The following is a 21,759-nucleotide window of genomic DNA, read 5'->3' on the forward strand; positions in this document are numbered from 1 at the left end:
GCCTGGGCGCCCCCCCTAGACACCTCGGTCATCGTCATGGCCGGCTCCTGCCTAGTCATGCGACTCGTCGAGCTGGCCGCGCAGCCGGCCCTGGCCCTCGAGGCGCAGCAACGCCTCCACCAGGGCCGCGGTGCGCATGTCCAGCCCCTCCGACTCGACCCGCCCCAGGCAGCGCCGGAAGGCGTCCAGCAGCCGCGCCTCGAGCCAGGCCTGGGCGGTTTCGCGCTCCCAGGGGCGCGCCCCCTGGGCCCACTCCAGGTAGGCCAGCCCCGCCCCGGCGGCGTTGCCGAGGATATCCGGCAGCACGAAGACCTCCCGCTCATGGAGGCTCTCCTCCGCCTCCAGCAGGGTGGGGCCATGGGCCCCCTCCGCCAGCAGGCGGCAGTTGACGCGCGGGGCGTTCTCGGCGGTGACCTGCTGCTGCACCGCCGCCAGCACCAGGATATCGCAGGGCAGGCTCAGCAGGTCGCCGTTGTCGAGGGGCTCACCGCCGGCGAAACCGGCCAGGGCGCCCTGGCTCGCCAGGTGCGCCTCCAGCGCCGCCAGGTCGAGGCCCGCCGGGTCCTGGCGAGCCGCGGAGGCGTCGCCGACGCCGATCAGCCTGACGCCCCGGACCACCAGTTGTCGGGCCGTGGCCAGGCCCACCTGGCCGAGGCCCTGGAGCACCACCCGGGCGCCGCCCAGGGCGATGCCGAGGTGCTCCGCGGCGGCGGCGATCAGCGCCACCAGGCCGGCGCCGATGGCGGCCTGGCGCCGGGGCAGCCCACCCAGCAGGGCCGGCTTGCCGGTCACCGGTAGCCCCTCGTCGAGCAGCCAGGCCATGGCCTGCTCGTCGACGCCCAGGCCCGGGGCGAGGATATCCCGCCCGGCGGCCAGGTCCTCCCGGAGCTCCCGGGCGAAGGCGCGCAGCAGGCGCTGGCGCTCTCCGGGATCGAGGGCGGTGGGATCGACCCGCACGCCGCCCTTGGCGCCGCCGCAGGGCAGCCCCAGCAGGGCGCACTGCCAGCTGGTCCACATCGCCAGGGCGGCCATCTCGCCGAGACCCAGCTCCGGGTGCAGGCGCACGCCCCCCAGGGTCGGCCCCGGCAGCAACAGGTGCTGCACCCGGTAGCCGAACAGGGTCTCCGCCTGGTGGTGATCGTCGCGTCGGAAGGGAAAGGTGACCAGCCGCGCCCGCTGGGGGAACAGCAGCCGCTGGCGCAGGCCATCGTCCAGGGCCATCACCTGGGCCGCCTTGAGGAACTGCTGCTGGGCCTGGCGGAACAGCGGCGAGTCCCACTCGCCGCCGCGCACCCGGGCCCGCGCCAGGGTGTAGCGCACCGTGCGCCCCAGGGCGGCCCCCTTGAGGTTGGACTTGACCAGGTAATCGGAGGCGCCGGACTCCACCGCCCGGGCCGCCAGCTGCAGGTCGTCGAGGCCGGTGAGGATCACCACCGGTACTTGGGGCGCCACCAGGCGCACCCGCCACAGGGTCTCCAGCTCCTGGCTGTCCGGCAGCACCAGGTCGAGCAGCACCAGGTCGATGCGGCCCTTGACCAGCCGGGTCAGGCCTTCGGCCAGAGTGGAGACCGCCTCCACCTCGCAGCGCAGCTGGGCATCTTCCTTGAGCAGCTGCTGAATCAGCCGGCTATGCAGGGGATTGTCTTCCACCAGCAGCAGACGCAGGGGGTGATCGGCCATGGCACGCCTCGCCTAATGCACTTTGCCTTAAGCGTAGGCCAGCCAAGGCTATCGCCGTTAACGCCTCCTGCTCTTACTACCCGGGGCTACTCCAGGCGCAGCTCGACCTCGCCGATGCCGGCGAAGTCCAGGCATGCCCGCTGGCCGGCGCGCATCTCCACCACGCCGTCGAAGGTGCCGGTGGTGATCACCTCGCCGGCGGCGAAGCCCTCGCCGTCGCGGCGGATGCGGTCATTGATCATCGCCACCAGCAGCTCGGCGGGATCGCCGCCGGGATGCTCGCCCCGCCCGCTCAGCGCCACCCGGCCATCCAGGGTCAACCGGTAGGCGGCGTCCTGCATCTGCGAGAGGTCGCCGGCGGGGACGCCGCTACCCAGCACGAAGGCGCCGTGGCTCAGGCCGTCGGCCAGCTGCCAGAGCGGCGGCACCTCGGGCCAGGTGGTGAAGCGGCTGTCCACCAGCTCGATGGCGGCATGCAGGCTGGCGACACAGGCCGCGACCTCGGCCAGGGTATAGGGGGCCTGCCTGGCCGGGAGGGGCGCCCCCAGCACCACCGCCAGCTCCGGCTCCAGATAGACCCGATGGAAGGCGTCGTGGGCGAAGCGCCCCGGCGTGGCCTGGCTCCACTCGGCGAGCAGCCGCGAGTAGCGCGGCACCTCGCCCTTGCGGATGTCGCCCAGCTTCCAGCCGGTGGGCGTGCCCAGCGCCGCCGAGACCCGCGCCTGGATGGCGTAGGCGGCCTCCGGGTCGTTCAGCGGCAGGTCGTCGGGCGGGGCGATCATCGCCCCGGGGGGATAGGCCGCCAGCAGGCGGTCGGCGGCGGTATCGATCAGCGCCTTGGTGTTCATGCTTAGAACCCCTTGGCGGCGCCGCGGGGGCGGGCCGGCTGCGGTTTGTCGCACTTGAGGAACCGGCCATGGCCCGGGGCGACGCTGGGTTCGCCGTCCCGGGAGACCACGGCGCCCCGGCACAGGGTCAGCACCGGGCGGCCGGTGAGCTCGAGCCCCTCGTAGGGGGTGTAGTCCACCGCATGGTGCAGGCGCTCGTTGCGCACCGTCAGGGGCGCGCGCGGATCCCAGAGGGTCAGGTCGGCGTCGCTGCCGATGGCGATGGTGCCCTTGCGCGGGTAGAGGCCATAGATCTTGGCCGGATTGGTGGCGGTCAGGGCCACGAAGCGGGTGGCGTCGATGCGCTCCTTGAGCACCCCCTCGGAGAAGAGGATCGGCAGCCGCGTCTCCAGCCCCGGGATGCCGTTGGGGATATGGTGGAAGTCGGCATGCTCGCCGTGCAGCTTCTTGCCCTGGGGATCGTCGTAGCGGAAGGGGGCGTGATCCGAGGAGAAGACCTGGAAGACGCCGTTCTCCAGGGCCTGCCACACCGCCTCCTGGGCCTTGGGGTCCCGGGGCGGCGGGCTGCACACGCACTTGGCCCCCTCGAAGCCCTCCTGGTCCAGGTCGGCGGCGGTGAGCATCAGGTACTGGGGGCAGGTCTCGCCGTAGACCCGCAGACCGCGGCCCTGGGCCCAGCGGATCTGCTCGATGGCCTCGGGGCCGGAGACATGCACGATCAGGATCGGCACGTCGATCAGCTCGGCCAGCGAGATGGCGCGATGGGTGGCCTCGCGCTCGGCGATCGCCGAGTGGGCCTCGCCGTGGTAGCGCGGGGCGGTCTTGCCCTGGGACTCGAGCAGCTCGGTGAGGTAGGCGATGCAGTCGGCGTTCTCGGCATGGATCATCACCATGCCGCCCTCGCGACGGGCCATGGCCAGCACCTCCAGCACCTCCCGGTCGTTGAGCTTGAGGTCGTCGTAGGTGAGGTAGATCTTGAAGGAGCTGTAGCCCTCCTGGATCAGCGCCGGCAGTTCCTCCTTGAGCACCGTCTCGGTGGGGTCGGTGACGATCATATGGAAGGCGTAGTCGATGGACGCCTTGCCGTCGCTGCGGCGGTGGTAGTCCTCCACCGCGGCGCGCAGGCCCTGGCCCTTCTGCTGGGCGGCGAAGGGAATCACCGTGGTGGTGCCTCCCGCCGCCGCCGAGCGGGTGCCGGTCTCGAAGTCGTCGGCCATCACGGCGCCGTCGCCGAGCGGCTGGTCCAGGTGGCAGTGGGCGTCGATGCCGCCGGGCATCACCCACAGGCCGGCGGCGTCGATCACCTCCTCGGCGCCGGAGAGGCCCTGGCCGAGGGCGACGATGCGCCCGTCCTTGATGCCGATATCGGCATGGTAGCGATCCGCGGCGGTGATGATCAGGCCGTTGGTAATCAGGGTATCGAAGTGACTCATGGGACATTCCTTGCAAGTTCGAAGGGCGCTCAGCTCATGGCGTTGGGCAGCCACATCACCAGGCCGGGCCAGGCGATGATGGCGAAGACGAAGGCCAGCATGATGGCGAAGAAGGGCAGGCTACCGAGCATCACGTCGGCGATGGAGCCGCGCCCGCGCACCCCCTGCACCACATAGAGGTTCATGCCGATGGGCGGGGTGATCAGCGAGATCTCCATCATGATCACCAGGAAGATGCCGAACCACACCGGGTCGAAGCCGAAGCTCACCACCATGGGCACCACGATGGGCACGGTGGCGATCATCATCGACAGGGTCTCCAGGAAGCAGCCCAGCACCAGGTAGAAGAGCACCAGCGCCAGGATCAGCCCCAGGGGCGTCAGGCCCAGGTCGGCGACCCACCGGGTCAGCACCTGGGGAATGCCGAGGATGCCGACGATGTAGTTGAGGAAGAAGGCGGCGACGATGATCAGCATGATCATGGCGGTGGTGCGGGCCATGGAGAGGAAGCACTCGTTGAGCATGCCGAGGGTCAGCTTGCGGTTGAGCGCCGCCACCACCAGGGCGGCCATCACCCCCAGGGCCGCCGCCTCGGTGGGGGTGGCCCAGCCCGAGTAGATGCTGCCGATGACGATGGCGAAGACGAAGGCCGGCGGCAGCAGGTCCACCAGGGAGGCGAGGCGCGCCCGCAGCGGCACCCGTGGTTCCGCCTCGCCGGCCACCCCGGGGCGCAGCAGGCTGAAGGCCATGATCGCCAGCATAAAGGCCGCGGCCAGCGCCAGCCCCGGCAGGATGCCGGCGATAAACAGCTTGCCGATGGAGGTGTTGGTGATGGCGCCGTAGATGATCATGTTGATGCTGGGCGGGATCAGGATGCCCAGGGTGGCCCCGGCGGCCAGGGTGCCCAGCGCCAGGCGCTCGCTGTAGCCGCGCTCGGCGAAGGCCGGCAGGGCCACGGTGCCGATGGTGGCGGCGGTGGCCACCGAGGAGCCGGACATGGCGGCGAACACCGAGGAGGCGCCGATATTGGTATGCAGCAGGCCCCCCGGCATGCGCTGCAGCCACACCGAGAGGGCATTGTACATGCGCTCGGTGATGCCGCTGCGCAGCAGCAACTCGCCGAGCAGGATAAACAGCGGGATGGCGGTAAGGATAAAGTCGTTGAGGGTGCCCCAGAGGGCATCGCCGAAGGAGTAGAGCAGCGGCGTGCCCAGATACATCAGGGTGCCCAGGGCGGCCACCGAGAAGATCGCCACCGCCACATGGATACCGGCCGCCATCATGCCCAGCATGACCAGGAAGCCGATCATTACCTCGAATGCACCGATCATAGCTGCGGACTCCCCTGGCCGGTGGTCGGAGTGGGTTCGTCGGCGTAGTCGTGCTGCGCCTCGTCGAGTTCATCCTGGCCGGTGACTGGCGTGGCCTCGTCGACGTGGTCATGCTGCGCCTCGTCGAGTTCATCCTGGCCGGTGGCTGGTGTGGTCTCGTCGGCGTAGTCATGCTGCGCCTCGTCGAGTTCATCCTGGGTGGAGCGCGGTCCGAACTCCCGGTTGAGCGCCGCGGTCTGGCCGCGCACCAGCAGCCCCAGGGCACGCAGCGCCAGCAGGCTGGCCAGGGCGGCGAAGACGCCGAGGCCGATGACCCAGAGCCCCTGGGGAATCCACAGCGGGGTCTGCAGCGGGGTACTGGCCAGGCTGCCGAACTCCAGGGTCTCGTGCAGGGTGCCCACCGCCCGCCACAGCATGAACAGCGAGAAGCCGGCGAGCAGCAGCATGGCGGCGGCATTGAGGGGCGCCTGCAGGGCCCCGGGCAGGCGCACGATCAGCATGTCGACCCGGGTATGGGCGCGGTGCAGCAGGGCATAGGCGAAGCTGAAGGAGACGCCGATGGCCAGCACATAGCCGCCGATCTCGTCGACGCCCTGCAGGGAAAAGCTGAACAGCTTGCGCGCCAGCACCTCGAAGGTGATCAGCAGCGACAGGCCGAGGGAGGCATAGCCGGCGGCGAGGGCGGCGCCATGCGCCAGCCGGCTAGCCCAGGGAAAGGATGGCGGGGAAACCATGGAAACCCTCCTGGGCGCCCCGGGCGTCGGCCCGGGGCGCGCGGTCACGGATGATTACTGGATGCTGAGGCCGGTGGCATCGCCCACCGTCTCGTTCCAGGCCTGGGCACACTCGGGGTACTGGCGGCTGCAGGTCTCGGCCCACACCGGCAGCACCGCCTCGCTGGCGATCTCCTCGACCAGGGCCCGGGAGGCCGGGTCGATCTCCACCAGGCGCATGTCGTAGGCCTGGTGATCGCTGCAGCTGGCCTGGCCGGTGTTGCAGGCGATGGCGTCGTCGTTGACGTCATAGGCCAGCTCCCACATCTGCTCCTCCAGGCGCGCGAAGGCCTCGGTGAGCTCCTGCTGCTGGGCCGCGTCGAAGCGATTCCAGGTATCCAGGTTCATGAAGTGGCCCTGCACCGAGTAGGCCAGCGGCAGCGGCACGAAGGTGTCGGTGACCTCGGGCCACTTGCCGTTGTTGCCGGCGGAGGGGGCGGTGACCCCGCAGTCGGCCACGCCGCGCTGCAGCGCCAGGTAGACCTCGCTGAACTGCAGGGTCACCGGGGCGGCGCCCAGGCCCTGCACCAGGCGCGACATGGAGGGGGTGAAGACCCGCACCTTCTTGCCTTCCAGGTCATCCACGCCCTGGATATCGCCGTTGCAGAACATCATCTGCGGGCCGAAGGGCCAGAGGGTCATCAGCTTGGCGTTGAAGCGCTCCTGGAGGCGCTCGTCGAAGCGCTCGCGCACCGCGTCGATGGCCTCGCGCTGGGCGTCCAGGTCCGGCGCCACGCCGGCCAGGTCGATGCCCTCGAAGAAGGGCTCGTCCCGGGAGGCCATGCCGATCTGCACCGACATCACATCGAAGGAGCCGGAGCGCAGCAGGCGCAGAGCATCGGCGGCCTCGACGCCGATGGCGTCCATGGGGTTGTAGATCACCGCCAGGTCGTCGCGGGCATCCAGCGCCTCGAAGAAGGGGCGCTCCACCCCCTCCACGTGCAGGGTATTGCCGGAAAAGTTGCCCACGCTGCGCAGCAGGGTCTCGGCCTGGGCCAGGCCGCCGAGCAGCAGGCCGCCGGCCAGGGATACGCCGAGCGCGAGTCGCTGGGGAGTCAGGGTTGGCATGGGGTCACCTCGTGATTGGGATTGTTGGTGGTGGTCTTGCCGTTGCGTCTTGCCCGTGTCGGGCGTCCCCGCGCTATGCCGCCAGGCGGGGGTCCTGGAAGAGGCCGCCCCAGCCGGTGATCCGGGCGGGGTCGAGGCCGGCCAGCGTCAGGCACTTCCACACCGTGACGCTCACCGAGTCGTAGATGGGAATGCCCAGCTCCTGCTCCAGCTCGGCCACGAGGCCGGCGCCGCGCAGGTTGGTGCACAGCAGGGTGATGGCCTGGGGCTCGCCCTTGGCCACCTCCCGCACCAGCGCCGCCAGGGTCGCCTCGTCATATTCCGAGAAGGAGAAGTTGCCGCGGTCGTCGAGGTGGCGCTCCGCCACCACCTCGATGCCCTCGGCGGCGTAGTTGGCGACGATCGCCTCCTGGATATCCGTCAGGTAGGGGGTCACCAGCCCCAGCCGGGTCACCCCGGTGCGCTTGAGGACCTCGTTGAGGGCCAGCACGCTGCTGGTGGCGGGTACCCCGGTGGCCTCGGTAATCGCCGCGCACAGCCGGCGGTCGCTGTCGAAGCCCAGCCAGCTCGCCGAGGTGCCGTTCCAGGCGATCACGTTCATGCGGGCGTCATTGAGCAGGGTGGCGGCCTCCAGCAGCGGCGCCGGGTCGAACTGCGCCAGGGCCCGATCGCTCAGGGAGATCTCCTTGACGGTGAAGCGCTGGAAGTGGGCCGTGACCTCGGGCATCAGCCCGGCGAGCAGGGCCGCGGTATAGGGTTCGAGGACGGTATTGGAAGAGGGCGTCAGCATGCCCAGCAGGGTGCGATTCATGGCGGCGCGGTTCCTCGTTGTGGTTATGATCGGAAAGCCAGATATACTAAATACTGTATTTTGAATTCAATTTGTCCGCCCCCTAAGACTTGCACATCGCCGAGATTTTGCAAGTACACTTTTACCCACCCCGCCATCGCCCCCGGATCGGGGCCAGCCACGGGAAGGAGAGCTGCCATGACCGAGATGCCGACGCTTCGCCGACCGCGCCCCGCCGCGGACGAGGCCTCACCGGGCGCGCCGCTGCGCCGCCTGTCCCTCTATCAGGTGGTGGCCGAGCGGCTGCGTCATATGGTGCTGGAGGGGGAACTGGCGCCGGGCAGCCGCATCTCCGAGAAGCGGCTCTGCGAGGCCTTCGAGGTGTCGCGCACCCCGCTGCGGGAGGCGCTCAAGGTATTGGCCAACGAGGGGTTGGTGGAGCTGCTGCCCAACCGCGGCGCCCAGGTGACCGCGGTGGACCCCGCCGAGGTCCACGACCTCTTCGAGGTGATGGCGGCCCTGGAGGGCCTCTCCGGTCACCTGCTGGTGGAGCGCGCCAGCGATGTCGAGATCGCCGAGATCCGCACCCTCCACGAGCGGATGCTGGAGCTGCACCGCCGGCAGCGGCGCCAGGAGTACTTCGAGGCCAACCAGCAACTGCACCGGCGTCTCACCGAGCTCGCCGGCAACCGGGTGCTGCTCGAGCAGCAGGGCCAGCTGACCCACAAGATCACCCGGGCCCGCTATGCCGCCAACCTGCAGCAGGGGCGCTGGGACGAATCGGCCCAGGAGCACGAGGTGATCCTCGCCGCCCTGGAGGCGCGGGACGCCGCGGCCCTCTCCGCCGCCATGGCGGAGCATATGCGCCGCACCGGCGCCGCCGTCCTCGCTGGCCTGGCCGCCTCGCGCCGGTGATCGCCTCCTAACAGGGACGACAAAACCCGGCCACCGCCGGGTTTTTGAATTTATAAACACATGAAATAAAACAAATAATAAAAAAACAGTATTCTGTATTTTGTATTTATAGCGAAGCTGTCCTATGGTGAATCCAGGCCGCCGATCGCGGCGGTGACTCTCCCATCAGCCAAGGACACTCCCATGACAACAACAAACCGTCTTGCCCGTCGTTCCGCCGCCCTGCTGCTGGCCCTGGGCCTGGGCAGCCCGCTGCTGGCCGGCGCCGAGACCCTGCGCTTCGGCGGCAACTTCACCGATGACCACTCCAGCAGCCGCGCCATGGAACGCTTCCGCGACGCCCTGGCCGAGCGCACCGACGGCGACCTGACCGCCCAGCTGTTCCCCAATATGCAGCTGGGCGGCGCCGGCGAGAACGTCGACCAGGTCGCCTCCGGCGCCATCGCCGGCACCTGGATCGGCATCTCCTACCTGTCGCGCACCGTCCCCGAGCTGGAGGCCCTGAGCCTGCCCTTCGCCTTCGCCAGCCGCGAGGAGGCCTTCGAACTGATCGACGGCGAAATCGGCGAGCTGCTCGACGCGGAACTGGCCGACAAGGGCTTCACCGCCCTGGGCTACATGGAGCTGGGCTTCCGCCACGTCACCAACAACGAGCGCCCCCTCGAGACCCTCGACGACTTCCAGGACCTCAAGCTCCGCCTGCAGCCCAACCAGACCCACCTGGACACCTTCCGCGCCATCGGCGCCAACCCGGTCTCCATGGATATCAACGAGGTCTACGGCGCCCTGCAGCAGGGGGTACTGGACGGCCAGGAGAACCCCTACAGCATCATCAGCACCAAGCGCCTCGACGAGGTGCAGGCTCACCTCTCCGATACCGGCCACTTCTATGACTTCATCGTGGTGGCGGCCAACCGCGATACCTTCAATCGCCTGAGCGCTGACGACCAGCAGGCGGTGCGCGAGGCCATGGCCGAGGCGGTGGCCTGGCAGCGGCAGACCGCCGCCGAGGAGGACGAGGCGGCCCGCCAGGCACTGATCGAGCGCGGCATGCAGTTCACCCCGATCGGCGACGAGACCCGCGCCGCCCTGCGCGAGGCCAGCCAGGGCGTGGTGGACGACCTGCGCGACAAGATCGGCGCCGAGATCGTCGATCGGGTGCTCGAGGAGCTGGCGTCATGACACCCGCCTGGCACCGGCTGGAGGCGTACGCCTCCAGCCCGGGCAAGCGCCACTTCCTGCATGGCCTGGCGCTGCTCGACCGCACCTCCTATTACGCCATCCTGGTGGCCATGGGCGTGATGACCACCCTGGTCTCGGCCCAGGTGTTCGCCCGCTACGTGCTGGGCACCTCCATCGACTCCGCCGACGAGCTCTCCCGGCTGTTCTTCGTCTGGGCGATCTTCCTGGCCATTCCCCACGGCATCAAGGTGGGCATCCATGTGGGCATCGACGCCCTGGCGACCCACTTCCCCGAGGCATTGCAGCGGGGCCTGGCGCGGCTGATGGCCTGGATCGGCGCCGCCATGATGGCCGCGCTGTTCTGGATCAGCCTGGGCGCGGTGGCCGACAAGTGGCAGGAGCTGATGCCCACCCTGCCGATCACCGCCGCCGTCTTCTATATCGCCGTGCTGGCCTGTGCCGGCCATAGCTGCCTGCACCTGATCGCCCAGGCCCTGGGCCTGGAGCCGCTGCCCAGCGCGCCCGACCGCCGCGGAGGAACCCCCTCATGACCCCGGCCATCATCTTCACCTTCCTGGGCTTCGCCCTGCTGCGCATGCCCCTGGCCTTCGCCCTGGGCCTGGCCTCCCTGGTGGGCCTCTATATGGGCGGCATGGACTTCTCGGTGCTGCCCCAGCGCATGATGCACTCGGTCAACAGCTTCCCGCTGATGGCCATCCCGCTATTCATGCTGGCCGGCGAACTGATGGTCGCCGCCGGCATCCTGCAGCGCCTGGTGGACTTCGCCAACTCGCTGATCGGCCGCGTGCACGGCGGCCTGGCCCATGTGGCCATCGTCGCCGGCATGGTGCTGGCGGCGGTCAGCGGCGCCGCCGTGGCCAGCGCCAGCGCCCTGGGCAGCTCCCTGGTGCCCTCCATGCGCCAGCAGTACGGCACCGGCTACAGCAGCGCCGTGGTGGCCTCCGCCGCCAACCTGGGCGCCATCATCCCGCCCAGCAACGCCATGATCGTCTATGCCCTGATGGCCGGCTCCTCGGTCTCGGTGGGCGGGCTCTTTATGGCAGGGGTCATACCAGGGGTGATTCTTGCTGTGGGCTTTATGGGGCTGGCCAGCTTTATCGCCATGCGCCGCCGCTACCCGCTGGGCGCCGAGGGGGTGATCGGCCTCAGGCATGTGCTGGTGCAGACCTGGCGCGCCCTGCCGATCCTCTTGATGCCCATCGTGGTGGTGGGCGGCATCGTCACCGGCGCCTTCACCCCCACCGAGGGGGCCGCCATCGCCGTGGTCTATGCGCTGCTGATCGGCTTCTTCGTGACCCGCAAGCTGCGCCTGGCCGACCTGCCCAAGGCGATGTTCAATGCCGCCGTCACCGCGGCCATGGTCGGCGCCCTGATCGCCTTCGCCTCGACCATGACCTTCGCCTTCACCATCGACCTGATCCCCATGCAGCTGACCCAGTGGCTGCAGGACTTCACCCAGGACCCGCTGGTGTTCCTGCTGCTGGTGATGGCGCTGCTGATCGGGGTCGGCATGTTCATCGAGTCGAATGCCGCCTACATCATGCTGGTCCCGCTGCTGGCGCCTATCGCCCTGGCCTATGGCATCGACCCGCTGCTGTTCGGCTTCCTGTTCGTGATGAACCTGGTGGTGGGGATGATGACGCCGCCGGTGGGGGTGCTGCTGTTCGTGATGTGCGGCATCTCCAAGATCAGCCTCAACGAGCTGATGAAGAGCGCCTGGCCCTTTATCGCCTTCCAGTACGCGGTACTGATCGCCTGCATCGCCTTCCCCGGCATCGTCACCTGGCTGCCCCGGGCCCTGGGCTACTGATTGCCTCTTCCTCCGGCCCCACTCGGACGGGTGCCGGAGGCTCTTTCTTCCCCCGCCGCGGGTCCGCCCACGGCGGGAAATAACAAGCGAGCACGCCATGAAACTACTGGTCATCAACCCCAATATCTCCCCCGATGTCACCGCCCTGATCGAGCGCGAGGCGCGGCGCAGCACCCGCCCCGGCACCGAGCTGAGCATGGCCACCGCGCCCTTCGGCGTGGCCTATATCGAGACCCGCGCCGAGGCCCAGATCGGCGGCTATGCCGCCATGCAGGTCGCCGCCGAACGCTACGCCGACCACGATGCCGTGGTGGTGGCGGCCTTCGGCGACCCGGGGCTGACCGCCCTGCGCGAGATCCTGCCGATCCCGGTGGTGGGCATGACCGAGGCGGCGCTGGTCAGTGCCTGCCAGCAGGGCGGCCGCTTCTCGGTGATCGCCATCTCCCAGCGCATCCAGGCCTGGTATCGGGAGACCATCGCCGGCTACGGCTTCGCCGATCGCCTGGCCAGCATCCGCGCCCTGGACGAGACCCTGGCGCATATCGGCCGGGTCCAGGAGGACCAGGGCGAGCGCCTGGTGGCCCTGGCCGAGCGGGCGGTGCAGGATGACGGCGCCGACGTGCTGATCCTCGCCGGGGCGCCCCTGGCCGGCCTGGCCCGGAGCGTCGCCGAGCGTCTGCCGGTGCCGGCCCTGGATGGCGTGACCTGTGCCCTGCACCAGGCCCAGGCGCTGGTCGACCTGGGCGCCACGACGCCCACCGCCGGCAGCTTCGCCGCGCCTCCCACCAAGCCCTGCCAGGGGCTCCCGGAGACCCTGGCGCGCCTGGTGGGGCGCGGCGGCCTGACGACCCCGGCCTGACTGGACATCGCCCCTCGCTGAGGGAGAATAGACCGAGGCCCTAAAGGAGCATGCCCATGAGTACGGAGTCCTCCGCGGGGGTGACCCGCATCGTTACCCCGTCCCTGGCGGAAGAGGCCTACCTGGCCCTGCACCGGCGCATCGTCCGCGGCCAGCTGCCCCCCGGGGAGACCCTGCTGGAGCCGGCCCTCTGCGAGGAGCTGGGCATCTCCCGCACGCCGCTGCGGGAGGCGCTCAAGCGCCTGGCCGGCGAGGGGCTGGTGGTGATGCCGCGCAACCGCCGCGCCCGGGTGGCGCCCATCGACGCCAGGGAGCTGGAGCACCTCTTCGAGGTGGAGGCCGGCCTGGAGAGCCTGGCCGCCGGCCTGGCCGCCGAGCGCATGACCAATACCGAGCTCAAGCGCCTGGAGAGCCTCCAGGAGCGCCTCGAGCGACTGCTGGCCAAGGGCGACCGCAACGCCTACTTCGAGCTCAACCAGCGCATCCACGGCCTGATCGTCGCCGGCGCCAGGAACCCGGTCCTCGAGGAGACCCACCGCGGCCTGCTGGGGCGCCTGGAGCGGGCCCGCTACCTGGCCCTGGATCGCCTGGGCCGCTGGCAGGAGTCCACCGAGGAGCACCGCGAGATCCTCGAGGCCCTCAAGGCCCGGGACGGCGACCTGGCCCGGCGCCTGCTGGCCGACCATGTGCAGCACACCGGCGAGGTGATCGCCGCCCTTAGCGAGGAGTGAGCCCCCGCCTTAGCGATAAACGCCAGGGCCCGGCAGTCTTGCCGGGCCCTGGCGTTTATCGATGCCTGAAAAAATGCGCTATTCGGATTATCCGGGGGATATGCGAGCGATATCGCTCAGCCGGCACAGCAGGACAACTGCGTCACATCCTTGGTGAAGGTCTGGGCGCAGAGCTTAAGCCCTTCCACCATGGTCAGGTAGGGAAACAGCTCATTGGCGATGTCGTGGACGGTCATGCGGGCGCGCAGCGCCATCACCGCCGTCTGGATCAACTCGCCGGCCTCCCCCGCCACCGCCTGCACACCCAGCAAGCGGCCCGAGTCGCGTTCGGCCACCAGTTTGATGAAACCGTCGGTATCGAAATTGACCAACGCACGCGGCACGTTTTCCAGGTCGAGCACGCGGGACTCAACGCAGAGGCCCTGCTCGAGTGCCGCGGCTTCCGTCAGGCCGACGGTGGCCACCTGGGGGTCGGTGAAGATCACCGCCGGCATGACGCTCAGGTCCAGGGCGGCCGCGCCCCCGGTCATATTGACGGCGGCCCGGCTGCCCCCGGCGGCGGCGACATAGACATACTCCGGCTGATCGGTGCAGTCACCGGCGGCATAGAGGCCCGGCACCGTGGTTTGTAGATGCTGATCGACCAGAATCACCCCACGCGCGGTTTCCACGCCGATGCTCGCTAGGTTCAGGGCCTCGGTGTTGGGTGTCCGTCCGGTGGCGATCAGCAGTTGATCCGCCCGCAGGGTCCCGGCGTTGGTGTCCAGCACGAATTCATGGTCGAGATAGTCCACGCGGCTCGCCTGGGTCTGCCTGAGCACCTCGATGCCCTCGCGGCGAAACGCCGCCTCCAGCGCGTCACCCACCGTCGGGTCCTCCCGGGAGAGCAGGCGGCTGCGGGCCAGCACCGTGACCCGGCTGCCCAGCCGGGCGAAGGCCTGGGCCAGTTCCAGGGCCACCACCGAGGCGCCGATCACGATCAGCCGTTCGGGAAGGGCGTCCAGGGCCAGCGCGCCGGTGGAGGTCAGGTAGGGGGTGTCGGCCAGGCCCGGCACCGGCGGCTCTGCCGGACGAGCGCCGCTGCCGATGAAGGCGCGATCGAAGCGGACGGTCTGCTCGCCGCCCTCGTTCAGCTTGACCGCCAAGCTGCGGGTATCGACGAACCGGGCCTCGCCATGCAGGACCGTGATGGCCGGGTGGTCGCGCAGGATCCCCTCGTACTTGGCATCACGCAGTTCCTCGACACGCCCCTGCTGTTGCTCGAGCAGTTTCGCCCGGTCCACCACCGGCGCCTGGGCGCTCAGGCCGGCATCGAAGGGACTCGCCGTACGCCAGTGGGCAATATGCGCCGCACGAATCATGATCTTGGAAGGTACACAGCCGGTGTTGACGCAGGTACCACCGAGGATGCCGCGTTCGATCAGGGTGATGCGGGCGCCGCGCTCGGCGGCCTTCAGGGCCGCCGCCATGGCGGCACCGCCGCTGCCGATCACCGCAATATGCAGGGCGTCTTCATCGCGGCCCTTGGAAACCGGTGCGCCTATCGGGGAAGGTATCCCACTGTCGGCCAGTCGGACCTGGTAGCCAAGTCGGGTCACGGCAAACGTCAACGCCGAGGCCGGTGTCCCCGGGTCAACGGCTACCGATGCCGTCCCTTGTGGATAGGAGACCTCCACCGACCGCACGCCGGGCACTTTCTCCAGGGCTTCCCTGACATGATCCGCACAACAGTCACAGGTCATGCCACCCACGTTGAGTTCAATCATCACGTTTCTCCGAGTCTTTATGGGGACAGCCGGCGTCCTGCTTGCGCTTGTGGTGTCGAGCGTAGAGAGGCAAGCCGATAATGATGACCAGGGCCAGGGCAGCGAAAAGCACGTAGTCGAGATAGCCTGTCAGCGCGGCCAGGCCCGCCGTACCGAACAGAATCAGGACGATTGGCACGACGCAACACAGCGCCATCAGCACGCTGCCAAGCACGACGCTCGAAAACTTCTGCGGACCTTTCATGCTTATTCCTTCACCGTGGCGGGCAAGCCAATGAAACAACTCACCCGATGACCGCGATGGGCAGCTTCTTGATGTCACTCATGGGGCGTATGCCTTGATTTGATGGAGCTGTGTTCACAACAGGTGTCGTACTGCTTCTTTCTCCATAGCGCATAGACGGTCAGGCCGATAAAGAAGGCCAGCGCGGGAAACAACACATAGTCCAGATAGCCGGTCAGTGCCGCCAGGCCCACCGTGCCGAGCAGGATCACCAGAATCGGCGTAAAACAGCACAGCGCCACCAGGACGGTACCGATCACGCTCACGCGCAGCAGGGTCTTAGGGTTCTTCATTGGTTACTCCCGATCCGCTTCCGAGGGCTTCAGGGTGGAGGGATAGCCAGCGTTGGCCGTGGCCTCGGTCAAGGCTTCCACCGACGTCCGAGTGTCATCGAAGGTGACCACGGCCTCGAGATTCGCGTAGCTCACCTCGACCTGCGAGACGCCGTCCACCCTGTTGAGGGCGACCTTGACGGTGATCGGACAGGCGGCGCAGGTCATGCCCGGCACCGAGATCGTCACGGTCTGCATGGCGGCCCATACGGGCATGCTGAGCAAGGCGATAAGGGGTACCAGCGCGAAACGCCTTCTCATGAGAAACTCTCCTTTCAATAGAACAGCGGCAGGACGTAGGGGAATCCCAGGGCGATCAATACCAGCACCGACACCAGCCAGAAGATCACCTTGTAGGCCACGCGGACTCGGGAAAGGACGCACACTTCACCCGGCCGGCAGCTTGCCGCTGGTCGAAAGATTCGACGCCAGGCGAAGAACAGCGCCACCAGTGCCACGCCGATAAACAGCGGGCGATAGGGCTCCAGGGCCGTCAGGTTGCCGATCCAGGCGCCGGAAACGCCCAGCGTGACCAGCACCAGAGGCCCGAGGCAACATGCCGAGGCCAGAAGGGCCGTGATCCCACCGGCGGCCAGGGGGCCGCGCCCCGTTTTCACTGTCCGCATTGACGTTCCTCCTTTGAGGATGGGGGATACTACGATAAGGTTACTTCCGTAGCTGGGTACGGAATCAAGCACTATGAAGAGGCGCGCAGATAGAGTGGCGGACACCCTGACCATTGGCGGCCTGGCCAAGGCGGCTGGCGTCAATGTCGAGACCATCCGCTATTACCAGCGACGAGGGCTATTATCGGAGCCCGAGCGTCCACCCGGAGGCATTCGACGCTATGGTGCCGCCGATATCGGCAGGTTGACGTTCGTGAAAACCGCACAGCGGCTCGGTTTCAGCCTGGACGAGGTCGCCGAGTTGCTACGCCTGGAGGATGGCACCCATTGCGAGGAGGCCAGCGCCCTGGCGGAGCATAAGTTGGCGGATGTTCGGAAGAAGATCGAAGGCCTCCAGCGTATCGAGCAGGTGCTGGACGAGATGGTTCACCGCTGCCACACAGAGCGAGGCAATATCACTTGCCCGCTCATTGCGTCATTGCATGAAGGGCTCAGTGAGGTAGGAAACCCAAGGGAATAACACATCGGCAGTTCGTAGAGAACCGCTCTGTGAAGTGCCCCGATGGAAGCGCTCATCCCGATCACCAACGCCTTTACGGAGTCGAGGCAGGACTATCGGCGCCGATCTGCGGGGTAGGGGGAGCCTTCGCTTTCACTCGCCTGATGACGCCGCTGTTCCGGAGTCCATAACGTCTTGAGGTGATTTATCACGGTGCGAATTTCGGCCGGGGTCAGGACATCCTCGAAGGCCGGCATGGTCAGTCGCTCGGTCCTGTTCCAGGGATCGCGCCACCCCTCGGCGACGATCCGGTAGAGCATGGCATCGGAATGTTTCCAAGTATGCCCCTCCGGCCCGTGAGGGGGCGCCGGCAATTCGCCCCGGGCATTCTGGCGTTCCCAGTTCGGCTGGCCCTCGCCCTCGATGCCGTGGCAGCTGGCGCAGTATTGCCGATAGAGCCTGTCCCCCGCGTCCAGCGCAGCAGTATCGCGCGAAGAAGGGCCTCCGTCCGCCATGGCCAGGCCCGCGGCACTCAACAGCAGCCACATCGTGACCAGGGGCCGGCACTTAGGCATCGGGAAGTGTCCAGGTCTGGCCCTGATCTTCGCTGAGCATGAGTTCCCCCTCGCGATCCAGGCCATAGAGTGTTCCCTCTGGCGCAGGGACCAGCACGACGAGCGCCGGGCCGTCCCCATTCACCCGCTGCCATTCCTGACCGCCATTGTCGCTGCGCCACAGGCCCTGCTCCGTGGTGACATAGACACGTTCGGGAGCATCGAGATCGTAGGCCACATCATGGACGCGACCGGCATCGAGTTCTCCGGTCGGTCGCCAACCGCAGAAGCAGTCCATCGACAGGCGTACCGCATCGTCGGATACCGCGTAGAGCCAGCCGGTCTGCATGCTGCCCTCCATATCGGAATGAAGGAGCCGGCGGACGGGTTGGGCAGGGCCGCTATCCATCTTCTTCCAGGTCGCGCCGGCATCCTCGCTCTGGTAGAGACCGTCGCCGGCGATCATTGCATAAAGCGTGTCGGGTTGCCGGCGGTGTATGGTGAAAGCGATAACGTCCTGGTCAGGCAGGTCATCGTTGAGTGCATGCCAGGTCTCCCCATGATCGGTGCTGCGCTGCACTCCGATCGAGGGACCCGCGATATAGAGGGCGGGTTCGGCGGTCGCCGCTACCGCTGCCAGGCGTCCCGCCGACACCTCTTCGGGCAAGGGAATCATTGTCCAGGCCTCGCCATCATCCGTGCTCTCGAAAAGCTGGTTGGCCTGCACCTTGAGCAGCCGCTCGCCCATCGGGGCGTAATGCAGCGATGGCGATGCCTCCTCGGAAGCCCCGGCCACACCGGCAAGGCCCAGGCTGGCCATGACCCACCCCGTCAGCGACAGGGCGCGCCAGAAGCGATTCACGATCTTGTTCATTTCACTATTTCCTCGAATCATGGCTAACCAATGGCACCCAAGGCAGGGAAGGTGCGCAATAGCCAGTAAGACAGCGCGGTTAGTTTCCCAGTGATCATCAAGACCCCCATCAGGATCATGATCAGTCCGGCCGCCAGGTGCATGATTCGGCCCCAGCGGCGCAGAAATTGCTGGTGGAGCAGGAAGCGATCGAGCGACACCGCAGTCAGCAGGAAGGGCACCCCCAGGCCCAGCGAATAGATGCCGAGCAACGCCATGCCACTCGAGGCGTTGGCCGTCGAGGCGCTGACGGTCAGTATGGCGCCGAGGATCGGGCCGATGCAGGGGGTCCAGCCGAAGGCGAAGGCCACGCCGAGCAGATAAGCCGCTCCGGGGCCGCCACCCGCGTCCTCGAGCCGGCCGATCAATCGCCATTCTCGCTGTAACCAGTGCAGCGGGATGAGTCCGGTCATAAAGGCACCGAACAGGATGACGATGATACCGCCGACCAGGTTCGCCTCCTGGCGATAGACCAGCAGCAGGCGACCGATGGCCGTGGCACTGGCCCCCAGCATCAAGAATACCGTGGAGAACCCGAGCACGAACCAGATCGACTGGGTCAACACCCGGAGCCGCTCGCGCCGGCCCGCTTCCCGTAACTGCCCAAGCGAGCGCCCGGCCACGAAGGAGAGATAGCCAGGCACGAGCGGCAAGACACAGGGCGAAGCGAACGAGATCAGGCCGGCCAGAAAGGCCGTGGCCAGGCCGATATTGGCAAGTTCCCACATACCCCGCGGCTAGGCTTGGAGCTTGGAGGCAGGAGGCTCGGTCGGCGCGTTGCGATCCGCTACCTGGCGAGTGATGGTTTCCGTCGCCCTTGACGCTATAGGAGAAGCTTCCACCTTGGCTTGGACGTCAGAGACTTCGCCCTGGTCGGTAGCCTTACCTTTCTTGTCCTTGCATTTCATCATGCACATTGCTCCGCACATGACGAGGCAAGGCAAGATACTCACCAGGACAGGAGCGATACCCAGCAGGACCAGTTGATCCCAGCCCAGGGAAAGGCCACCAGCCACCACCACGGCACCCAGGAGCATCCAGCGGCGTGGCCCTGTCACCAGCCCCTTCAGTCCGGACTTCTGCTGACCCTGTGGGGGTTTGTCGTCACAACAACTCATGGCGCTTCCTCTTGGGTGGTTGCTATCGTTTCGGCAAGAAAGTCGAGCATCTCGGGGGTATCCCATTCGGCCTCCCCGACCAGGCGCCCGATTTCCCTGCCTTGGCGGTCGAGCAGCAGCGTCGTGGGAATACCCACGGCACCCAAGTCCGCGCTGGCCATGCCGGTTGGATCGACATAGGGGGCAAGATGCTCGATACCCACCTCCTGATAGAATTCATTGACGACCTCGATGCCCTTACGGTCGATCGAGAGCGCAACGACCTCGAAATCCGTCCCACCCAATTCGGCCTGGAGGGCATCCAGGGTGGGCATTTCCTCGCGGCAAGGGCCACACCATGTCGCCCAGATATTGAGCAGGATCTGCTTTCCCTCGAAGTCGGCAAGCGTCAGTGAAGTGCCGTTGCTATCCTCGAAGCTGATTTCCGACACCTCGCGGGGGCCTTCCCAGAGAAGAAAACCCTGAGGCCCCAGGCGCTCAGGAGGGGTGGTGGCGGCAGCCATAGTGGTCATGGCCATCAGAAACACCGCCACTAGCCACCTGCTTACGGTCAGTTTCGCAATCACCTACGATCACCTTGTTCAGTGAGTGGCGTAAACTTCGGGGGTATCGGTTGTCTGGAAGTCCAGGGTGTAGACCTCGAGGGGACCCTGCTTCTCGCCAGACATCCCCGGGGAGCCAAGTGGCATGCCGGGCACGCTAAGGCCATTGATGAACGGTTGCTCCTCGAGTACCCGAGTAAGGCTTTCCACGGGGACGTGACCCTCGAAAACGTAGTTGTCGATGAGCGTGGTATGGCAGCCGTACAACGGCTCGGGGACGTTGTGTTCGGCTTTCAGCTGGGCGAGATCATGGGTATCGATCGTCTCCACCTCGAACCCGTTTCGTTCGAGGTAATTGGCGTATTCGGCACAACAGCCACAATTGGGGTTCTTGTAGAGGGTCGCCGAGGTACCGGCGGCCCAACCCACCAGGGGAAAAGCCAGCAGTGTGGCCATGGTGAGTCTCTTCAAGTGTTTCATTTCTCTGTTCTCCTTGGAAAGCACGAGGATGGGCCAAATACCCCAGGGTGAGCGAGCGCCCCTAGGGCTCATTCGATCATCTCGGCGAAAAATTGCTGAAGTCGCTCCCAGGTACCAATGGACAGGGCCTCGGGTCCTTCGGCCAGCACTGTCACATAGGACACCAGATTATCCAGCGAGAAGTCGAGGCCATGAAAGCGGGCACGCATCCGGCCCGACGAATCGATGACATGAGTGACGACCGCGTGGGCCTGAACGCCCTCTGCCACGTTATCGAATCGGAGACCATAGGCTTCGGCAATCTGCCGGGTGGTATCGGCCGGTTCGTTTTCGCCCCGATACAGAAAGCGCCAGTTGGCGAGGTCCAGGGCGAAGTTCTCACCGTAGGCCCGCATATTGTCGCGTGTGCCGGCGACATCCTCGTTATCGGTGGCGATAGTAATAAACTCGACATCGTCACCTAGGCCGGCATCGCTGACCTTTTCCTGCACTTCGGCAATCAGGTTCATATGTACCGGGCAGGCTTCTTTGCAGCGCGTATAGATGAAATTGAGTACCACGATGCTCTCTTCCAGGTCGGAGGAAGAGACGACATTGCCATCGGCATCGGTCAAGGAGAATGCCGGAGCCGACTGGTCGACGAACTGGGCGTAGTGCTCACGGTCCTGTAACGTTTGCTCGGCCTCTTCGAGGGAATGAGCGAAGGACGGAGCACTTGCCACCAGCCAGAGAATGGCCAATGGCGCATGGGTGTACTTCCTCAAATACTGTCCTCCCCTCGTATCCTCTAAACACAGAGAGGGCTGTTCCTATGCGCAGCCGCCCTGACATTCTTCCATCAGGTATTACTATCGTCAGCATGACCCTGTTGCATGCCTTCCATCATGGTATTGCACTGCTCCATCATGGCATGCATGTCACCCATCATCTCCATCATTCCGTGCATGCCACCCTCTTGCATCATATCGCCATGCGGGTCCTGATTATCCAACGCCTCATGCTGAGGCTCTTCCTGCGCCAGGAGCATGCTGGCCCCGAAACCACTGGCAACGATAATGGAAACGGTCAGGATCGCTGTGTGATGTTTCTGCATGATGCTCTCCTCTTTCTTCCCATGAATCGCCTTGCCACCAGCGGGCCGTCGGCAAGGCTGGGTTACGATTTCCCCCGGCAGCGGCGCTGCTTTTTGAAAAGGTATCCTTGAA

General features: G+C 66.7%; 27 protein-coding genes. 7 read left to right on the top strand and 20 right to left on the bottom strand.

What is annotated here, in order from left to right; genetic code table 11:
• Positions 1 to 51 precede the first annotated feature (51 nt).
• The 7 genes from ACZ5EF_RS19145 to ACZ5EF_RS19175 form a co-directional block, all read right to left on the bottom strand.
• Complete coding sequence (locus ACZ5EF_RS19145) at positions 52 to 1,680, bottom strand: Glu/Leu/Phe/Val dehydrogenase dimerization domain-containing protein (RefSeq protein WP_346060975.1); 1,629 nt, start codon at positions 1,678 to 1,680, stop codon at positions 52 to 54.
• A gap of 86 nt (positions 1,681 to 1,766) precedes the next feature.
• A complete protein-coding gene (locus ACZ5EF_RS19150) occupies positions 1,767 to 2,528 on the bottom strand; it encodes a 2-keto-4-pentenoate hydratase (RefSeq protein WP_346060974.1) in 762 nt (253 codons plus the stop codon).
• 2 nt (positions 2,529 to 2,530) lie between these two features.
• On the bottom strand, positions 2,531 to 3,961 hold the full coding sequence (gene hydA / locus ACZ5EF_RS19155; protein WP_346060973.1) for a dihydropyrimidinase: 1,431 nt from the start codon (positions 3,959 to 3,961) through the stop codon (positions 2,531 to 2,533).
• Positions 3,962 to 3,990: 29 nt separating this feature from the next.
• A complete protein-coding gene (locus ACZ5EF_RS19160) occupies positions 3,991 to 5,292 on the bottom strand; it encodes a TRAP transporter large permease (RefSeq protein ID WP_346060972.1) in 1,302 nt (433 codons plus the stop codon).
• Complete coding sequence (locus tag ACZ5EF_RS19165) at positions 5,289 to 6,026, bottom strand: TRAP transporter small permease subunit (protein ID WP_346060971.1); 738 nt, start codon at positions 6,024 to 6,026, stop codon at positions 5,289 to 5,291. The genes ACZ5EF_RS19160 and ACZ5EF_RS19165 overlap by 4 nt, the downstream gene beginning before the upstream one ends.
• A 54-nt stretch (positions 6,027 to 6,080) precedes the next feature.
• Entirely contained in the window at positions 6,081 to 7,133 is a 1,053-nt protein-coding gene (locus ACZ5EF_RS19170) for a TRAP transporter substrate-binding protein (RefSeq protein WP_346060970.1), read from the bottom strand.
• Positions 7,134 to 7,206: 73 nt separating this feature from the next.
• Complete coding sequence (locus ACZ5EF_RS19175; RefSeq protein ID WP_346060969.1) at positions 7,207 to 7,944, bottom strand: maleate cis-trans isomerase family protein; 738 nt, start codon at positions 7,942 to 7,944, stop codon at positions 7,207 to 7,209.
• A 177-nt stretch (positions 7,945 to 8,121) separates the two neighbouring features.
• On the opposite strand from ACZ5EF_RS19175, the gene ACZ5EF_RS19180 reads away from it, so the two are divergent.
• From ACZ5EF_RS19180 to ACZ5EF_RS19205, 6 genes are all read left to right on the top strand, one after another.
• A complete protein-coding gene (locus tag ACZ5EF_RS19180) occupies positions 8,122 to 8,838 on the top strand; it encodes a GntR family transcriptional regulator (protein WP_346060968.1) in 717 nt (238 codons plus the stop codon).
• Positions 8,839 to 9,021: 183 nt separating this feature from the next.
• Complete coding sequence (locus tag ACZ5EF_RS19185; protein ID WP_346060967.1) at positions 9,022 to 10,020, top strand: TRAP transporter substrate-binding protein; 999 nt, start codon at positions 9,022 to 9,024, stop codon at positions 10,018 to 10,020.
• Positions 10,017 to 10,571 (top strand): TRAP transporter small permease, encoded by a 555-nt coding sequence (locus ACZ5EF_RS19190; protein WP_346060966.1) that lies wholly within the window; start codon positions 10,017 to 10,019, stop codon positions 10,569 to 10,571. Before ACZ5EF_RS19185 ends, ACZ5EF_RS19190 begins: the two co-directional genes overlap by 4 nt.
• A complete protein-coding gene (locus tag ACZ5EF_RS19195; RefSeq protein ID WP_346060965.1) occupies positions 10,568 to 11,851 on the top strand; it encodes a TRAP transporter large permease in 1,284 nt (427 codons plus the stop codon). The genes ACZ5EF_RS19190 and ACZ5EF_RS19195 overlap by 4 nt, the downstream gene beginning before the upstream one ends.
• A 97-nt stretch (positions 11,852 to 11,948) precedes the next feature.
• Positions 11,949 to 12,710 carry an aspartate/glutamate racemase family protein gene (locus ACZ5EF_RS19200; protein WP_346060964.1) on the top strand — a complete coding sequence of 254 codons (762 nt, stop codon included), beginning with the start codon at positions 11,949 to 11,951 and terminating at the stop codon, positions 12,708 to 12,710.
• 56 nt (positions 12,711 to 12,766) lie between these two features.
• Positions 12,767 to 13,441 carry a GntR family transcriptional regulator gene (locus ACZ5EF_RS19205; protein ID WP_346060963.1) on the top strand — a complete coding sequence of 225 codons (675 nt, stop codon included), beginning with the start codon at positions 12,767 to 12,769 and terminating at the stop codon, positions 13,439 to 13,441.
• Between the two features lie 116 nt (positions 13,442 to 13,557).
• Here ACZ5EF_RS19205 and merA read toward each other — a convergent pair whose 3' ends face one another.
• From merA to merT, 5 genes are all read right to left on the bottom strand, one after another.
• A complete protein-coding gene (gene merA / locus ACZ5EF_RS19210) occupies positions 13,558 to 15,207 on the bottom strand; it encodes a mercury(II) reductase (protein ID WP_346060962.1) in 1,650 nt (549 codons plus the stop codon).
• Positions 15,200 to 15,451: a mercury resistance system transport protein MerF gene (gene merF, locus ACZ5EF_RS19215; RefSeq protein ID WP_346060961.1), complete on the bottom strand. Its 252-nt coding sequence runs from the start codon at positions 15,449 to 15,451 to the stop codon at positions 15,200 to 15,202. The genes merA and merF (ACZ5EF_RS19215) overlap by 8 nt, the downstream gene beginning before the upstream one ends.
• A gap of 74 nt (positions 15,452 to 15,525) precedes the next feature.
• Positions 15,526 to 15,783: a mercury resistance system transport protein MerF gene (gene merF / locus ACZ5EF_RS19220; protein WP_346060960.1), complete on the bottom strand. Its 258-nt coding sequence runs from the start codon at positions 15,781 to 15,783 to the stop codon at positions 15,526 to 15,528.
• 3 nt (positions 15,784 to 15,786) lie between these two features.
• Positions 15,787 to 16,083: a mercury resistance system periplasmic binding protein MerP gene (merP, locus tag ACZ5EF_RS19225; RefSeq protein WP_346060959.1), complete on the bottom strand. Its 297-nt coding sequence runs from the start codon at positions 16,081 to 16,083 to the stop codon at positions 15,787 to 15,789.
• A 14-nt stretch (positions 16,084 to 16,097) separates the two neighbouring features.
• Positions 16,098 to 16,448, bottom strand: coding sequence for a mercuric ion transporter MerT (merT, locus tag ACZ5EF_RS19230; RefSeq protein ID WP_346060958.1), 351 nt, complete (start codon positions 16,446 to 16,448; stop codon positions 16,098 to 16,100).
• A 94-nt stretch (positions 16,449 to 16,542) separates the two neighbouring features.
• Here merT and merR point away from each other — a divergent pair, with 94 nt between their 5' ends.
• The gene (gene merR / locus ACZ5EF_RS19235) at positions 16,543 to 16,968 is read left to right on the top strand and encodes an Hg(II)-responsive transcriptional regulator (protein WP_428832113.1); all 426 of its coding nucleotides are present in this window, start codon (positions 16,543 to 16,545) and stop codon (positions 16,966 to 16,968) included.
• Between the two features lie 92 nt (positions 16,969 to 17,060).
• Here the strand turns inward: merR and ACZ5EF_RS19240 are convergent, their stop codons facing one another.
• From ACZ5EF_RS19240 to ACZ5EF_RS19275, 8 genes are all read right to left on the bottom strand, one after another.
• Entirely contained in the window at positions 17,061 to 17,495 is a 435-nt protein-coding gene (locus ACZ5EF_RS19240) for a c-type cytochrome (protein ID WP_346060956.1), read from the bottom strand.
• 19 nt (positions 17,496 to 17,514) lie between these two features.
• A complete protein-coding gene (locus ACZ5EF_RS19245; RefSeq protein ID WP_346060955.1) occupies positions 17,515 to 18,375 on the bottom strand; it encodes a WD40/YVTN/BNR-like repeat-containing protein in 861 nt (286 codons plus the stop codon).
• A 23-nt stretch (positions 18,376 to 18,398) separates the two neighbouring features.
• Positions 18,399 to 19,142: a cytochrome c biogenesis CcdA family protein gene (locus ACZ5EF_RS19250; RefSeq protein WP_346060954.1), complete on the bottom strand. Its 744-nt coding sequence runs from the start codon at positions 19,140 to 19,142 to the stop codon at positions 18,399 to 18,401.
• Between the two features lie 9 nt (positions 19,143 to 19,151).
• Complete coding sequence (locus ACZ5EF_RS19255; protein ID WP_346060953.1) at positions 19,152 to 19,532, bottom strand: hypothetical protein; 381 nt, start codon at positions 19,530 to 19,532, stop codon at positions 19,152 to 19,154.
• The gene (locus tag ACZ5EF_RS19260) at positions 19,529 to 20,098 is read right to left on the bottom strand and encodes a TlpA family protein disulfide reductase (RefSeq protein ID WP_346060952.1); all 570 of its coding nucleotides are present in this window, start codon (positions 20,096 to 20,098) and stop codon (positions 19,529 to 19,531) included. The genes ACZ5EF_RS19255 and ACZ5EF_RS19260 overlap by 4 nt, the downstream gene beginning before the upstream one ends.
• Before the next feature lie 15 nt (positions 20,099 to 20,113).
• The gene (locus tag ACZ5EF_RS19265; protein ID WP_346060951.1) at positions 20,114 to 20,530 is read right to left on the bottom strand and encodes a DUF411 domain-containing protein; all 417 of its coding nucleotides are present in this window, start codon (positions 20,528 to 20,530) and stop codon (positions 20,114 to 20,116) included.
• Positions 20,531 to 20,622: 92 nt separating this feature from the next.
• The gene (locus ACZ5EF_RS19270) at positions 20,623 to 21,318 is read right to left on the bottom strand and encodes an SCO family protein (RefSeq protein WP_346060950.1); all 696 of its coding nucleotides are present in this window, start codon (positions 21,316 to 21,318) and stop codon (positions 20,623 to 20,625) included.
• Positions 21,319 to 21,392: 74 nt separating this feature from the next.
• Positions 21,393 to 21,647 (bottom strand): hypothetical protein, encoded by a 255-nt coding sequence (locus ACZ5EF_RS19275; protein ID WP_346060949.1) that lies wholly within the window; start codon positions 21,645 to 21,647, stop codon positions 21,393 to 21,395.
• Positions 21,648 to 21,759 lie beyond the last annotated feature (112 nt).

It is taken from the genome of Bisbaumannia salifodinae, assembly GCF_055388505.1.

Excerpts from the sequence above, each read along its gene's own strand:
- ACZ5EF_RS19265 (WP_346060951.1), bottom strand. The coding sequence starts at position 20,530 with ATGGCCACACTGCTGGCTTTTCCCCTGGTGGGTTGGGCCGCCGGTACC.
- ACZ5EF_RS19165 (WP_346060971.1), bottom strand. The coding sequence starts at position 6,026 with ATGGTTTCCCCGCCATCCTTTCCCTGGGCTAGCCGGCTGGCGCATGGC.
- ACZ5EF_RS19160 (WP_346060972.1), bottom strand. The coding sequence starts at position 5,292 with ATGATCGGTGCATTCGAGGTAATGATCGGCTTCCTGGTCATGCTGGGC.
- merF (WP_346060961.1), bottom strand. The coding sequence starts at position 15,451 with ATGAAAGGTCCGCAGAAGTTTTCGAGCGTCGTGCTTGGCAGCGTGCTG.
- ACZ5EF_RS19180 (WP_346060968.1), top strand. The coding sequence starts at position 8,122 with ATGACCGAGATGCCGACGCTTCGCCGACCGCGCCCCGCCGCGGACGAG.
- ACZ5EF_RS19200 (WP_346060964.1), top strand. The coding sequence starts at position 11,949 with ATGAAACTACTGGTCATCAACCCCAATATCTCCCCCGATGTCACCGCC.
- ACZ5EF_RS19275 (WP_346060949.1), bottom strand. The coding sequence starts at position 21,647 with ATGCAGAAACATCACACAGCGATCCTGACCGTTTCCATTATCGTTGCC.
- ACZ5EF_RS19195 (WP_346060965.1), top strand. The coding sequence starts at position 10,568 with ATGACCCCGGCCATCATCTTCACCTTCCTGGGCTTCGCCCTGCTGCGC.
- merP (WP_346060959.1), bottom strand. The coding sequence starts at position 16,083 with ATGAGAAGGCGTTTCGCGCTGGTACCCCTTATCGCCTTGCTCAGCATG.
- ACZ5EF_RS19145 (WP_346060975.1), bottom strand. The coding sequence starts at position 1,680 with ATGGCCGATCACCCCCTGCGTCTGCTGCTGGTGGAAGACAATCCCCTG.
- ACZ5EF_RS19245 (WP_346060955.1), bottom strand. The coding sequence starts at position 18,375 with ATGAACAAGATCGTGAATCGCTTCTGGCGCGCCCTGTCGCTGACGGGG.
- merT (WP_346060958.1), bottom strand. The coding sequence starts at position 16,448 with ATGCGGACAGTGAAAACGGGGCGCGGCCCCCTGGCCGCCGGTGGGATC.
- ACZ5EF_RS19250 (WP_346060954.1), bottom strand. The coding sequence starts at position 19,142 with ATGTGGGAACTTGCCAATATCGGCCTGGCCACGGCCTTTCTGGCCGGC.
- ACZ5EF_RS19185 (WP_346060967.1), top strand. The coding sequence starts at position 9,022 with ATGACAACAACAAACCGTCTTGCCCGTCGTTCCGCCGCCCTGCTGCTG.
- hydA (WP_346060973.1), bottom strand. The coding sequence starts at position 3,961 with ATGAGTCACTTCGATACCCTGATTACCAACGGCCTGATCATCACCGCC.
- ACZ5EF_RS19190 (WP_346060966.1), top strand. The coding sequence starts at position 10,017 with ATGACACCCGCCTGGCACCGGCTGGAGGCGTACGCCTCCAGCCCGGGC.
- ACZ5EF_RS19205 (WP_346060963.1), top strand. The coding sequence starts at position 12,767 with ATGAGTACGGAGTCCTCCGCGGGGGTGACCCGCATCGTTACCCCGTCC.
- ACZ5EF_RS19150 (WP_346060974.1), bottom strand. The coding sequence starts at position 2,528 with ATGAACACCAAGGCGCTGATCGATACCGCCGCCGACCGCCTGCTGGCG.
- merF (WP_346060960.1), bottom strand. The coding sequence starts at position 15,783 with ATGAAGAACCCTAAGACCCTGCTGCGCGTGAGCGTGATCGGTACCGTC.
- ACZ5EF_RS19170 (WP_346060970.1), bottom strand. The coding sequence starts at position 7,133 with ATGCCAACCCTGACTCCCCAGCGACTCGCGCTCGGCGTATCCCTGGCC.
- ACZ5EF_RS19255 (WP_346060953.1), bottom strand. The coding sequence starts at position 19,532 with ATGAGTTGTTGTGACGACAAACCCCCACAGGGTCAGCAGAAGTCCGGA.
- merA (WP_346060962.1), bottom strand. The coding sequence starts at position 15,207 with ATGATTGAACTCAACGTGGGTGGCATGACCTGTGACTGTTGTGCGGAT.
- ACZ5EF_RS19240 (WP_346060956.1), bottom strand. The coding sequence starts at position 17,495 with ATGTGGCTGCTGTTGAGTGCCGCGGGCCTGGCCATGGCGGACGGAGGC.
- ACZ5EF_RS19175 (WP_346060969.1), bottom strand. The coding sequence starts at position 7,944 with ATGAATCGCACCCTGCTGGGCATGCTGACGCCCTCTTCCAATACCGTC.